The following is a 12,992-nucleotide window of genomic DNA, read 5'->3' on the forward strand; positions in this document are numbered from 1 at the left end:
CGGCGATCCCGTGGCTGCCCGGGCCTTCGCCGGGTACGGCGGCTGTCGCAGGCACCGACCGGGCGGGCGGAGGCCCGCGTCGGGCTACTCCGGGACGAGTACCGCGACCCCCGTCACGCGGTCCGCGGCGAGGTCCGCGAGCGCCGCGTCGGCACGGCGCAGGGGGTAGCGGCTGACGTGGACCACCGGGCGGGTGCGGGCCGCCTCGGCCAGGAAGGCCATCCCGTCGGCCCGGGTGTTGGCGGTGACGCTGCGCAGGGTGCGTTCCTGGAAGAGGTGTCGCCGGTAGTTCAGCTCCGGGATGTCGGTGAGGTGGATGCCGGCCACGGCGAGCGTGCCGCCGCGGTCCAGTGCGGTGAGGGCGACGGGCACGAGTTCGCCGACCGGTGCGAACAGGATGGCGGCGTCCAGCGGTTGCGGGGGCGGGTCGTAGGAGTCGCCGGCGAAGACGGCGCCGAGGTCCAGCGCCAGCCGGCGGGCCGCCGCGGCCCGGGTGAACACGGCCACCCGGGCGCCCCGGGCGAGGGCGAGCTGGGCGGTCAGGTGCGCGGACGCGCCGAAGCCGTAGATGCCGAGCAGCCCGCCCGCCGGGAGTTCGGCCCGTTCCAGGGCGCGGTAGCCGATGATCCCGGCGCACAGCAGCGGGGCCAGCTCCTCGGCGGGCGGGCCCTCGGGCAGCCGGTAGGCGAAGCGGGCGTCCGCGGTGAGGTGTCCGGCGTAGCCGCCGTGCCGGTCCCAGCCGGTGTAGCGCGACGCGGGGCAGAGGTTCTCCCGCCCGCTGCGGCAGTACCCGCAGCTGCCGCAGGTCCGGGCCAGCCAGGCCACCCCGGCCCGGTCCCCGACGGCGAAGCCCTCGACCCCGGCCCCCGCCGCCAGCACGCGCCCGACCACCTCGTGCCCGGGCGTGCACCGGGCCAGCCTGGGGGAGAGGTCCCCTTCCGCGAGGTGCAGGTCGGTGCGGCACACCCCGCAGGCCTCCACCTCGACCAGGACCTCCTGCGGGCCGGGCGCGTCCAGCGGCCGCCGCTCCCGGACCAGTGGGCCCGGCCCCGGCCCGCCGACCGGCCCGGGGCGCTCCACCGCCCAGGCCCAGGTCTCCGCCGGTAGGGGTCGCGTGCTGCTCATCGCCGTCTCCTGCCGCTCGGCCTGCGGGGTCGGTGCGCGCCCGGGTTCAAGTTTCCCGCTCCGCGGCGGCCACCGCGTGCTCGACGGCGGAGAAGCCCTCCGGGGAGGGTGGCGATCCGGTCAGCCCCAGTACCCCGTGTGCACGGCGGTGGCCTCCTCGAAGAGGTGCGGGCCGGAGACCTCCACGGTGCCGCCGCCGGCTGCGAAGACCTGGCGGCAGGGCAGGTCGAGCACCGGCTCGTCCGGGTCCACTCCCGCGATGGCGTTCAGCTCGGTGGCGGCGAGCGCGTAGACGACCTTCCGGATGCCGCTCCAGTGGATCGCGCCGGCGCACATCGCGCACGGCTCGGTGCTGCTGTACAGGACGGTCGCGGAGAGCTGGTGCGGGGCCAGGGTGCGGCAGGCCTGGCGGACCAGGTTGGTCTCCGCGTGCGCCGTGACGTCGTGGTCGGTCAGCACGGTGTTCTCGGCCGTGAGCAGGACGCCTCCGGACGCGTCGGTCAGCAGCGCGCCGAAGGGGTGGTTGCCGTGGGCGCGGGCGGAGGCGGCGAGTTCGATGGCCGCGAGCAGGTGCGGGCGGGTGAGGTCGGTCATCGGCGTACTCCTCGGGGGGCGGACCGGACGGGGTGACAGGGGCAGGGCCAGGGCGTACGGCGGACAAGGGCGGGGCGCAGAAGGGCGGATGGCGTCAGCCACCGTAGCCGCCCCCGTCCGGAGTGCGGATCTCGTCGGCGTCCTCGGCCGCCACCAGGCAGCGGATGCGTGACAGGAGGGCCGCGCGCACGACAACCGGCTCTGTCGGCCTCCACGGCCCCGCCCCCGACGCCCCGGCGGGCGCTGCCTCGGACGGTCGCACCGGCGGTGCGTGCGTGCGGTGCCACTACTTCGCCAGGAAGGCGAGCAGCGCCGCGTTGACCTCCTCGGCATGGGTCCAGAGCAGGCCGTGCGGCGCGCCCTCGACCTCCACGTACTCGGCGGAGGGCAGCGCCCGGTGGAAGGGGCGCCCGGTGCTGTCGATCGGCAGGATGCGGTCGGCGGTCCCGTGCAGGATCAGGGCCGGCACGTCGATGCGCGGGATGTCGGCCCGGAAGTCCGTGTACCAGGTGGACGGCGCCGCGGCGGCGGCGAAGAAGCCGCCGCTCGCCGCGACGTTCCAGCTGTTGCGGACGGCCTCCGCGCTGATCCTGCTCCCGAGGTTCTCGTCGAGGTTGTAGAAGTCCCGGTAGAAGGCGGTGTAGTAGGCGTAGCGGTCGGCCTTCACGGCGGCGACGATCCCGTCGAAGAAGTCCTTCGGACCGGCCCCCTCCGGGTTGTCGTCGGTCTTCAGCAGGCAGGGCTCCAGGGAGCCCAGGAAGGCGGCCTTGGCGATGCGGCCGGAGCCGTACCGGGACAGGTAGCGGGCGACCTCCCCGGTGCCCATCGAGAAGCCGACCAGCACGGCGTCCCGCAGGTCGAGGGTCTCCAGCACGGTGTGGAGGTCGGCGGCGAAGGTGTCGTAGTCGTAGCCGGTGGTGGGCTGGGAGGACTGTCCGAAGCCGCGCCGGTCGTAGGTGATCACCCGGTGGCCGGCGTCCAGCAGCGCGGCGCTCTGCCGCTCCCAGGAGTGCCCGTCGAGCGGGAACCCGTGGATGAGGACGACCGGCTGCCCGGAGCCGTGGTCCTCGTAGTAGAGGTCGATGGGGGTGGAGTTCTCCTGGCCGACGGTGATGTACGGCATGGTGTCCGGTGTTCCTCTCGTCATGGGGCCCGGACGATGACCACGGGGCAGGCGGCGTGCTGCGCGCAGTGGGTGCTCACCGAGCCGAGCAGGGTGCGGGTGAAGCCGCCGCGGCCGTGGCTGCCGACCACCAGCAGCTCGGCGCCCCGGGCCGCGTCCAGGAGGACGTCGGAGGGGTCGCCCATGACCATCGTCTGGCGGACCCGCACCCGGGAGTCCTCGCCGAGCACGGTGTGCAGTTCCTCGGCGAACCGCCGTTCGGCCAGCTCCCGGTCGAAGGTGCTGTCGACCACGGGCGCCGACCAGCCGAAGTGGCTGGGGGGTTCCCAGGCGCCGACCGCGTCCACCACGCCGCCGATCAGCGTGGCGTGCCGGGCCGCCCAGCGCAGCGCGGCGTACGACGACGGCGAGCCGTCGACGCCGACCACGACGCGGGGAGCGGAGTCGTTCGTGTTCATCTGCACCGTCCCTGGCCGGCCGTCCTGCGGATCGTCGCCCCCCGACCACGGTGCTGGTCGCCGGGCGGCGCCGCCACCACGGCCCGGCACCCGGGTGACGGCCGACGGCCGGGCGGGTACCGTCGGTGGCCGCCGAGCGCCCGTGACCGGGGCGCGGCCGTGGTGAGAGCGGGGGAGGACGGGCGCGCGAGGCCCACGTCGCCTCCTCCTGCGTGACCGACCTGCTGGCGCGCTTCCCGGAACTCCTGGCGGACGAGCCGCAGGTCGAGTTCACCGACGTGGTGACGGCCTTCGCCCGGTGACCGCCCGCAGGGCCGCGTGGGCCCGGCACGGCCTCAGGCCCGGACGCCCAGCTGGGCCAGCAGGGTCGCGTTGTCCTCGATGTGCCAGTCCTCGGTGATCCGGTCGGTCCCGACGTGCTGGATGTCGATGGCGTTGAACTCGATGTTCTGGCCCTGCCCCCGCACGCCGTCGAAGGTGCCGGTGAAGTGGCCGCGGAAGACCAGTCGGGCGGTGATCCTGTCACCGCTGATCAGGAGGTCGGACAGCTCGCAGGTCAGGTCCGGCACCGCGGCGCGGAAGCTCGTCGAGGCGAAGGCCGGCCCGGCGGGGCCCTGCGGGCGGCCCGGCGGCAGCGTGTTGTCCCGGAACTGCGGGCTGATCGCCGCGTCCAGGTAGCGCTGCTGCCCGGTGTTCCAGAACGTGTACAACTGCTGGGCCAGGTGGACCTCCTGGGCGGCGCGCCGGGCGCCGATCGAGCGGTCCGCGGTGAGCGCCTTCGGCTGGACGAGGCCGGGCGAACGGTCGATCAGGCGCTGCGGCCAGTCGCGTGCGGAGTCGTGGTGGCCGCTGTCGTGGACGGGGGCGGCCGCGGCGGTGCCGCCCGCCAGGCCGGCCACCGCCGCGAGGACGGCGGTGGTACGGATCAGGGTGCGCGAGCGCATGGGAACAGCTCCTCGGTTCGGGGGGCACGCCGGCGGTTCGGGGCGTGCGGGGGTGGTCGGCCGGTCGGAAGCCCGACCGGCCGGGGTGGGGGAACCATGCCGCCGGAGCGGGCCCGGCAGCCCGGCGGGTCAGGCGAGTCGGCCGCCGCCGTCGACGTGCAGCACCGTGCCGGTGACGTACGGGTTGTCGATGGCGTAGCGGACGGCCTTGACCAGGTCCTCCGGGGTGCCGACGCGCCGGGCCGGGTTGCGCTGGGCGACCCCGCGCAGGAACGCGTCCTTGTCGGCGCCCAGGCCGTCCCAGGAGCCGGTGTCGACGATGCCGGGGGAGACGGCGTTGACCCGGACCGGCGCGATCTCCACCGCCAGCGCCTGCACCAGGAAGGCCAGCGCGCCGTTGGTGGTGGCCATCACCGTGCGCGCGGGCGCCGGGCGCCACGCGGCCACACCGGAGAAGAAGGTGAACGAACCGCTCTCGGAGACCTGGCCGACCAGGTGCTTGGCCAGCAGCAGCGGGCCGATCACCTTCGCCGCGAACGCCCGCTGCACGTCGGCCGCTTCGAGTTCCCGCAGCGGGCCGTTGGCCGGCATCGCGGCGGTCGAGACCAGGTGGTCGAAGCGGCCGGCCCGGGCGGCGAAGGCGGCGATCGACGCCTCGTCGGCGATGTCCAGGGCGATCACCTCGGACGGTCCGGACAGCTCGCCGGCCGTCCACTCCAGCTTGCGCGGGTCGGGGCCGGCCAGCACCAGGGAGGCGCCGGCCGCCGAGGCGGACTTGGCGACGGCCCGCCCGGTGCGCGAACCGGCACCGACCACGACGAGCCGCTGCCCCTGGAGGGAGGTGGTGTCGGACATGGTGGAACTCCTTCGGATGATCGGGGAACCGGCCGCCCGCTGTTTCCCGCGGCGGCCGCACCACGACCCTCTCCCGACCAGCACTGATGAGTCCAAGGCTTGTTTTCTACCTCGGCGATAAAATCTGTTCATGGCAACGCCGACGCTCAGACAGCTCGAATACCTGGCGACCGTGGTCGACACCGGATCGTTCACCCGTGCGGCCGAACAGCTGCACGTCACCCAGCCCGCGCTGTCCCACCAGATCCGCGCCCTGGAGGGCGCCCTCGGCGGCCCGCTGCTGGAGCGCCTGCCGCGCTCGGTGCGGCTCACCCCGATGGGCCGGGCGGTCCTTCCGCACGCCCGCGCCGCACTCGCCGAGGCCGAGCGGCTGCAGGCGGCGGCCCGCCGCTCGGCCGGCCTGGAGGAGGGCGAACTGGAGGTCGCCGTCGTCTACTCCGTCAGCCTCGGCATCCTGCCGCCCGTGCTGCGGGAGTGGCGCCGCCGTCACCCCGGCGTGCGGATCCGGCTGCGCGAGTACCCCCACACCGACGCGCTCCGGGAGGCCATGGCCGCGGGCCGCGCCGACCTCGCCATCGGCCCGGCGCCGAGCGGCTGGGAGGGGCCGATCCGGGAGCTCGGCGTCGAGGAGTTCACCGTCGTCCTGCCCGCCGACGACCCGCTGGCCGACCGCCCCGCCGGGACCGTCGCCCTCACCGAACTCGCCGACCGCGACTGGGTCCACTACGCCCCCGACAACGGCCTCGCCGACCTGCTCGACCAGGTCTGCGCCCGGGCGGGCTTCCACCCCCGGGCGGCGATCCGTGCCGAACAGACCTCGGCCGCCCCGCTGCTGGCCGCGGCCGGGCTCGGCCCCGCCCTGGTGCCCGCCAACATCGTCCCGGCCCACTTCGAGGGCGCCCTGCTGCGCCCGGACCCGCCGGTCCTGCGCATCCTCACCGCCTACACCCGCACCCGCCCCGATCCGCTCACCGTGGCCTTCGCCGACCTGCTGGCCCGTCAGGCCCGGGTCGACCCCGTGGTCTCCGGCCGGTCGGCCGAGGCCGACGGGGCGCTCACCTGAGGCCCGACCCCGGCGGTGGAACGCGCGCCCGAGCTCCGATCGGGCGCTGTGGCGCGTCAGCGCGCGGCGCCGCCGACCGGCTCGTGCTCGTCGTCCGCGTCCTGCGGGTCGACGGCGTCGCTGAGGCCCAGGCGCAGGTGCTCGATGTGGTAGACGGCCTGGTCGAGCAGTGCGGCGACGTGGTTGTCGTAGAGCGCGTAGACGACCTGCCGGCCGTTGCGGCGGCCGATGACCAGGCCGAGGTTGCGCAGCAGGCGCAGCTGGTGGGAGCAGGCGGACTGCTCCAGGCCGACCTCGGCGGCGAGTTCGGTGGCCGCGCAGGGGCCCTCGCGCAGCCGGGAGAGGATCAGCAGCCGGGAGGGCGTGGCGAGGGCTTGCAGGGTGGTGGCCACCCGGGCAGCGCTGGTCGCGTCCAGGCGCGTGTGCGGGACGGCGGTGGCGGGGGTGGCTCCATGACCCATGCGGGCCATCCTACAACTCATAGATGAACGAGCCTTCATATGTTCATGTATCGTGAACGAGTCAACGGCCCCGCCCTGCCCAGGCCTGCCCGAAGGGTCCCCCCGCCATGTCCACCACCACCCTGACCGGGCGTTCCGCGCCCCCGGCCGCGCCACGCCCGGACACCGCACCCGGACGGCGCACCCGGGTGCTGTCGCTGCCCGAGGCCCGCTGGGCCGCCGCCGCGACGGCGCTCTTCCTGATCGCCCTGCCGCTCCAGCTGACCGGCGCCCCCGCCTGGGCCTGGGGCCCGCTGTACGCCCTCGCGTACGCCACCGGCGGCTGGGAGCCCGCCTGGGCCGGGCTCCAGGCGCTGCGGGAGAAGACCCTCGACGTCGACCTGCTGATGATCGTGGCCGCGCTCGGCGCCGCCGCCGTCGGGCAGGTCATGGACGGCGCGCTGCTGATCGTCATCTTCGCCACCTCCGGCGCCCTGGAGGCGCTGGCCACCGCCCGCACCGCCGACTCGGTGCGCGGACTGCTCGACCTCGCCCCGGCCACCGCCACCCGGCTGCTGCCCGACGGCGGCGAGGAGACCGTGCCCACCGAGGAGCTCGCCGTCGGCGACACCGTGCTCGTGCGGCCCGGTGAGCGGATCGGCGCCGACGGGCGGGTGCTCGACGGCGCGAGCGAGGTGGACCAGGCCACCATCACCGGCGAGCCGCTGCCCGTCGTCAAGGAGACCGGCGACGAGGTGTTCGCCGGGACCCTCAACGGCACCGGGGCGCTGCGGCTGCGGGTCGAGCGGGACGCCTCGGACACCGTGATCGCCCGGATCGTCCAGCTGGTCGAGGAGGCCTCCGGGACCAAGGCACCCACCCAGCTGTTCATCGAGAAGGTCGAGCAGCGCTACTCGCTCGGCATGGTGGCCGCCACCCTCGCCGTCTTCGCGGTCCCGCTGGCCTTCGGCGCGGCCTTCACCGGCTCGCTGCTGCGCGCGATGACCTTCATGATCGTCGCCTCCCCGTGCGCGGTGGTGCTGGCCACCATGCCGCCCCTGCTCTCCGCCATCGCCAACGCCGGACGGCACGGCGTCCTGGTCAAGTCCGCCGTCGTGATGGAGCGTCTGGGTCAGGTCGACGCCGTCGCACTGGACAAGACCGGCACCCTCACCGAGGGCACCCCGCGCCTCACCGACGTCCGGCCGCTCACCGGCTCCGGCCTCTCCGAAGCGCGGCTGCTGGCGCTGGCGGCCGCGGCCGAGCACCCCAGCGAGCACCCGCTGGCCCGCGCGGTCGTCGACGCCGCCCGCACCCGCGGCCTGACCCCGGCCGCCGCCGAGGACTTCACCTCCACCCCCGGCGTCGGCGTCACCGCCACGGTCGACGGCCGGGTCGTCGCGGTCGGTGCGCCGGCCCGGCTGATCCTGGGGCGCACCGACGCCGCCTCCGCCGAAGCCGCCGCGCTGGCCGCGGAGTTGGAGGAGGGCGGGCGCACCGCCGTCCTGGTCGAGGCGGACGGCGTACCGGTCGGCGTGCTCGGCCTCGCCGACCGGCTGCGTCCGGACGCCGCCGCCACCGTCGCGTCCCTCAAGGCGATGACCGGCACCGCGCCGATGCTGCTCACCGGCGACAACCCGCGCGCCGCCGCCCACTTGGCCGCCGAGGTCGGCATCACCGACGTCCGGGCCGGACTGCTGCCGCAGGACAAGGTCGCCGCCGTCCGGGAGCGGGAGGCGGCCGGACGCAAGGTGCTGGTGATCGGCGACGGCGTCAACGACGCGCCCGCGCTGGCCGCCGCCCACACCGGCCTCGCGATGGGCCGGGCCGGCTCCGACCTCGCCCTGGAGACCGCCGACGCGGTGATCGTCCGCGACGAACTCGCCACCGTCCCGGCCGTGGTGGCGCTCTCCCGGCGGGCCCGCTCCTTCGTGGTGCAGAACCTGGTGATCGCCTCGGCGTTCATCACCGTCCTGGTGGTCTGGGACCTGGTCGCCACCCTCCCGCTGCCGCTGGGTGTGCTCGGCCACGAGGGCTCGACCGTCATCGTCGGCCTCAACGGCCTGCGGCTGCTGCGCGAGAGCGCCTGGAGCGGGGCCCGGGGATAGCGGGAAGGTGTTCGACTGAACGGTTCTGCACGGAACTTCAGCGAGGGGGCGGGGTCCGACCGGTCGGACCCCGCCCCCTCGCGTGTGTCGCCGCCGGATGGCGGCCGCCGGGCCGAAACGGTTGGGGCATGAGGCTGTTCGCATGAAAACTTCCGAGGTGTCACCGCTGCTCCGCGCGGCGTCGACAGCGGTTCTCCTACAGTGGCGCTGCCCGCCGCGCCACCCGGGTGCGGAATCCACCCTTCAGGCCAACTCCCCTTTTCTGTTGGCCGGTTCGAGGAGAACCTTCATGACCAATTACCCACCGGAGACGCTGCTGAAGGGCACTCCGGCACCGAAGCCCCATTCGATCACCCTGGGCCCTGACGGCAACCTCTGGGTGACGACGCACAACAAGAGGCTCATGCAGGTGGATCCGGATAATCCCGAAGCCCAGGACAACAAAGAGACGGCAGGTCTGCTCTCGGCGGGCATCGTGATGGTCCCGGAGGGAGGCAACATCCTCTGGTACGCCTCGCCCGCCCACGAGCAGGACTATGATCCCATCTACGAATGGGACGTCGTGAAGTGCGCCGAGACCAGCCAGCACAAACTCGACGACGACGCCCGGGCCCAGACCCTCACCTGGGCGGTGCTGACCAAGGAAGTGAAGAGGCTCAGCGCGACCATCGACGGCAGCGGGGAACACCTCGACGAGGTCCCCTACGCCTGGAACCCGTCCGTCGTCCCGGATCCGGGGGAAAATTACAACACCCCGATCTACTACGTGTTCTTCGCCGAGCCGGTCCACCGCCGGGTCGGCTACGTCAAGGTGGGGGAGGCCGGCCAGCCCAGCACCCACCAGCTTCCGAACGGGGACGACTTCGACACCTGGCTCTGGTCGGTGGCCGTCAGCGTGGACAAGACGGTCAACAACTACACCTACTGGGCCACCGGCCAGGTGTCCACGACGGGCAATTTCCTGCGGAAGAAGAACGGCCTCTACACCTTCACCCCCGGGCAGTCCGGCAAGCCCTGGCAGCGCATTCCACTTCCGGACCCGGATCCGAACCAGAACTCGCAGGTTCCCATCCACGTCATCACCGACTCCACGGCTGTCTGGGTGGGTACGCGAAACCCGAACCGCGTGTGCCGGTACGACATCTCCGACGGATCGTGGACCTCCTCGAAGACCCTGGACCACGAACCCCGGCAGCTGGCCTTCGGGCCGGACGGCAATATCTGGGCCGCGGCCGCCGGCGCCATCTACTGCTTCAAGAAAGACCCGGGCGTCACCACCCTGCCGAGCCCCGACCTGGACAAGGGCAGTGAGGCCGAAGGCCTGTTCGTCGACGCCGAGAAGAAGCAACTGTGGTTCACCGACCCGGCGAAGTGCTCGATCGGCCAGTACGCGATCAAAGTTGCCACCGCCGCCGCGGAACTCGTGGAGATCAAAGAAGGCGCCGCCACCACGTCCGACAAGAACAAGGTCGTCGACATTCCCATGATCGCCCAGTACGTCATCGACGGGCATGACACCCCTGGGATCCCCATCACCTGCAGCATCGACAAAGCCAGTGGTGCCACGTTCGTCCAGGGCAGCGGCGGCCTCGTGCGAGTCGTCCACACCAACCAGCGCGGTGTCGCCCTCTTCCCGAGGATCAGGACCGCCACCAAGGACGTCACGCTCATCATGCAGTACTCGGCAGCCGAGAAGGCGGTCTCGAAGACCCTCACGGTGAAGCCCTGATGACCGCCAACGCCCACAGCCTCACCAAATCGGCCCACCCCGCTGCCATCGCCTACCACCCGGGGGACGGGACGATCTGGTTCGTCACGCCCGACGCGGAGTTCGGCTCCTTCACCCCCTCCGGCCTCTACGAGAGCCAGCTCTTCGCCCCGATGCAGACCGGCCGGAAGACCCGCACCCTGGCCCTGGCCGGCGGTCTGGCCTGGACGTACGCCACCGATTCCGAAGCCGGCTACGTCGTCACCTGCACGGCCGAGGGCGCCTACACAGACCGGAAGAAGCTCGAACCGGCGACTGCCGTGGCCATGGCCGTCGGCGCGGACAACCACGGTGCCCAGCGGGTCGTCTGCACCCGCGAGGGAAGACGCGACCTCGTCCTCGCGGACAGCGGAAAGGTCGCCACCTCCAAGCCCCACACCCATCCGCTGTACGGGCTCGCCATCGGCACGAAGACCCCCGCCACGTACTGGCTGAGCTGCCCCGAGGCCAAGACCGTGGTCAGCTACGACGCCGCGACGGGGAAGTTCGACGGCTCGCCCGTCACCCTCCCGGACGACGTGGTGCCGCAGCACCTGGCGATCACGGAGACCGGCGGCGACTTCCTGTGGATCGCGACCCACCAGTCCACGATCCTCCGCCACGACCTGCACGACGGGTCTTTCCTGCCCGTCGACACCGGGAAGGTGGTGGACCGGCTCTTCCCGATGGCCGACGGAAGCCTCTGGTTCACCATGCCGTCCGCGGGCGCGGTGGGCTACGTCCTGCCGGGGCGGACGGAGGCGAAGTACGTCCCCTTCGACTCCGACACCCGCCCGTCGGGGATCGCCGCGGACGGGCACGGCGCCCTGTGGGTGGGCCTGGAGGGCACGAGCGAGATGGCGTCCCTGTCCAAGTACCGGATGACCGTCCTGTCGGGCGAGGACCAGAGCGCGCCGGTCGGCGGGACGTTCCCCGACCGGCTGTCCGTCAGGGTCACCGCCCTCGACGGCACCGGGCACCAAGGGGCCACGGTGACGTTCACCGTGCGGGACGACCAGGCGCGGTTCCCCGGTGACAAGGCCACCGCCACCGCGACCACGGGCACGGACGGAAGGGCGACCAGTCCTTCGCTGACGGCGAGGAAAGCGGGGCCGAAACCCTGCGACGTGGTCGCCGAATGGAAGGACGAGGGCCTGCTCGTCCCGTTCAACGGCATCACCGTGCGCCCCGAGGCCGGACCGGTCGACCACCTCGTCTACCTCTCGGGAGCGGGCCAGTCTTCGCTGCCCGGAGAGGACTTCCCCGAGCCGCTCCGGGTGCGGGCGGTCGACGCCTTCGGCACCCCGGTTCCGAAGGTGGACGTGGCCTTCCGCGTGACGGACGACACGGTCTCCTTCAGCGGGAGCGCGACCGCGGTGGTCCGCAGCGGCACCGACGGGGAGGTCGAATCACCCGTGCTGACCGCGGGCGACGAAGCGGGACGAGCGGTCGTCGAGATGTGGCCGACGAAGGCCGCCGCCGGTCTCGTCGTGCACGAGTACGTCCATGACCCCGTCGACTGACCCCGCACCGCCCCGCGCCGGGCGGGGACGGCGCCCCGACCCCCGGGAGGGACCATGACGCGCACGGCCGCCGGGCTGCGCACCGAATTCGACTTCGAACTGCCGCACGGCTACGTCGGGCCGGACGGCCGGGTCCACCGCCGGGGCCGGATGCGGATGGCCACGGCCCGCGACGAGCTGGCCCCCCTCGTGGACCAGCGGGTCCGGGAGAACCCGGCCTACCTCGGCATCGTGCTGCTCAGCCTGGTCGTCACCCGGCTCGGCGACCTGCCGGACATCCACGCCGGAGTGATGGAGGAGCTCTTCGCCGCCGATCTGGCCCACCTCCAGGACCTCTACCAGGAGATCAACGGCGTCGGCCCCGACCACCGGGCGGTGGCGTGTCCCTCGTGCGGTGCCCACTTCGCGGTGCGCGAACCGGCCCCTGGTGGGCGCCTGGGGGAACCGTGAGGCGCTCGGCGCGCCGGACCCGGGAGGAAATCGCGTACCTCGCCCACCACTTCCACTGGTCGTACGCGGACCTCGTCGGTCTCACCCACGGCGAACGGCGGTCGTGGGTGGCCGAGGCCGTCCGGATCAACACCTCGGCGACCGGGCGGGGAGCACCACCGTGGGGCGGCTGAGGCGGGCGCTCTCAAGTCTGCTGGGACGGCTGCCGGAAGCGGCCCGTCCGGGGGCGGCGGCCATGCCGCCCCCGGACGGGGACCGGTCCGCACCCGAAGGCCGCACGCTGGTCCGGGCGCTCCCGGTGCCGGTGACCGACCTGGTGTCCTTCCGGGACGGCCTGGCGGCCTGGCGGCCCGCACCGCTGGTCACCGCGGCCTCGACGCTGCTTCCGCGAGCGGTGCCGGTGTGCGTCCGGCGGCCCGTGCTGCCGGTCGTGGGCTCGGAGGTCGCGGCAGACGGCACATGGCCACCGGACCTGATGTTGCCGCCCCCTCCGTACGTCGAGGTCGTGCCGGGGAGCCCGGAGTACGTACCGTCCCCGGCGGCGGCCGGGGACACGACGACG

13 protein-coding genes are annotated in these 12,992 nt (G+C 73.4%); 6 read left to right on the top strand and 7 right to left on the bottom strand.

Annotated features, from left to right (window positions below; genetic code table 11):
• Positions 1-84: 84 nt before the first annotated feature.
• The 6 genes from ACZ6EM_RS20045 to ACZ6EM_RS20070 all read right to left on the bottom strand — a co-directional run bounded on the left by ACZ6EM_RS20045 (position 85) and on the right by ACZ6EM_RS20070 (position 5,099).
• Positions 85-1,125 (bottom strand): zinc-binding alcohol dehydrogenase family protein, encoded by a 1,041-nt coding sequence (locus tag ACZ6EM_RS20045; RefSeq protein WP_465772886.1) that lies wholly within the window; start codon positions 1,123-1,125, stop codon positions 85-87.
• A 120-nt stretch (positions 1,126-1,245) separates the two neighbouring features.
• Positions 1,246-1,719: a nucleoside deaminase gene (locus ACZ6EM_RS20050; protein WP_380553917.1), complete on the bottom strand. Its 474-nt coding sequence runs from the start codon at positions 1,717-1,719 to the stop codon at positions 1,246-1,248.
• A 286-nt stretch (positions 1,720-2,005) separates the two neighbouring features.
• Entirely contained in the window at positions 2,006-2,842 is an 837-nt protein-coding gene (locus ACZ6EM_RS20055; RefSeq protein WP_452180551.1) for an alpha/beta fold hydrolase, read from the bottom strand.
• A gap of 20 nt (positions 2,843-2,862) precedes the next feature.
• Positions 2,863-3,300 (bottom strand): universal stress protein, encoded by a 438-nt coding sequence (locus ACZ6EM_RS20060; RefSeq protein ID WP_401054660.1) that lies wholly within the window; start codon positions 3,298-3,300, stop codon positions 2,863-2,865.
• A 335-nt stretch (positions 3,301-3,635) separates the two neighbouring features.
• Positions 3,636-4,244, bottom strand: a complete 609-nt coding sequence (locus tag ACZ6EM_RS20065) for an ester cyclase (RefSeq protein WP_465772887.1) — start codon at positions 4,242-4,244, stop codon at positions 3,636-3,638.
• A gap of 129 nt (positions 4,245-4,373) precedes the next feature.
• Complete coding sequence (locus tag ACZ6EM_RS20070; RefSeq protein WP_465772888.1) at positions 4,374-5,099, bottom strand: SDR family oxidoreductase; 726 nt, start codon at positions 5,097-5,099, stop codon at positions 4,374-4,376.
• A 130-nt stretch (positions 5,100-5,229) separates the two neighbouring features.
• On the opposite strand from ACZ6EM_RS20070, the gene ACZ6EM_RS20075 reads away from it, so the two are divergent.
• Complete coding sequence (locus tag ACZ6EM_RS20075; protein WP_401055273.1) at positions 5,230-6,162, top strand: LysR family transcriptional regulator; 933 nt, start codon at positions 5,230-5,232, stop codon at positions 6,160-6,162.
• Positions 6,163-6,218: 56 nt separating this feature from the next.
• Here ACZ6EM_RS20075 and ACZ6EM_RS20080 read toward each other — a convergent pair whose 3' ends face one another.
• Positions 6,219-6,623, bottom strand: a complete 405-nt coding sequence (locus ACZ6EM_RS20080; RefSeq protein WP_380352967.1) for an ArsR/SmtB family transcription factor — start codon at positions 6,621-6,623, stop codon at positions 6,219-6,221.
• A 107-nt stretch (positions 6,624-6,730) separates the two neighbouring features.
• On the opposite strand from ACZ6EM_RS20080, the gene ACZ6EM_RS20085 reads away from it, so the two are divergent.
• From ACZ6EM_RS20085 to ACZ6EM_RS20105, 5 genes are all read left to right on the top strand, one after another.
• Positions 6,731-8,710, top strand: a complete 1,980-nt coding sequence (locus ACZ6EM_RS20085; RefSeq protein ID WP_465772889.1) for a heavy metal translocating P-type ATPase — start codon at positions 6,731-6,733, stop codon at positions 8,708-8,710.
• A gap of 157 nt (positions 8,711-8,867) precedes the next feature.
• Positions 8,868-10,439 carry an NHL repeat-containing protein gene (locus ACZ6EM_RS20090; RefSeq protein WP_465772890.1) on the top strand — a complete coding sequence of 524 codons (1,572 nt, stop codon included), beginning with the start codon at positions 8,868-8,870 and terminating at the stop codon, positions 10,437-10,439.
• Positions 10,439-11,980, top strand: a complete 1,542-nt coding sequence (locus ACZ6EM_RS20095) for an NHL repeat-containing protein (RefSeq protein WP_452178679.1) — start codon at positions 10,439-10,441, stop codon at positions 11,978-11,980. Before ACZ6EM_RS20090 ends, ACZ6EM_RS20095 begins: the two co-directional genes overlap by 1 nt.
• A 54-nt stretch (positions 11,981-12,034) precedes the next feature.
• Entirely contained in the window at positions 12,035-12,430 is a 396-nt protein-coding gene (locus ACZ6EM_RS20100; RefSeq protein WP_465772891.1) for a hypothetical protein, read from the top strand.
• Positions 12,427-12,603, top strand: coding sequence for a DUF6760 family protein (locus tag ACZ6EM_RS20105; RefSeq protein WP_401056713.1), 177 nt, complete (start codon positions 12,427-12,429; stop codon positions 12,601-12,603). Before ACZ6EM_RS20100 ends, ACZ6EM_RS20105 begins: the two co-directional genes overlap by 4 nt.
• Positions 12,604-12,992: the final 389 nt, after the last annotated feature.

This window comes from Kitasatospora sp. NPDC041917, assembly GCF_055589745.1.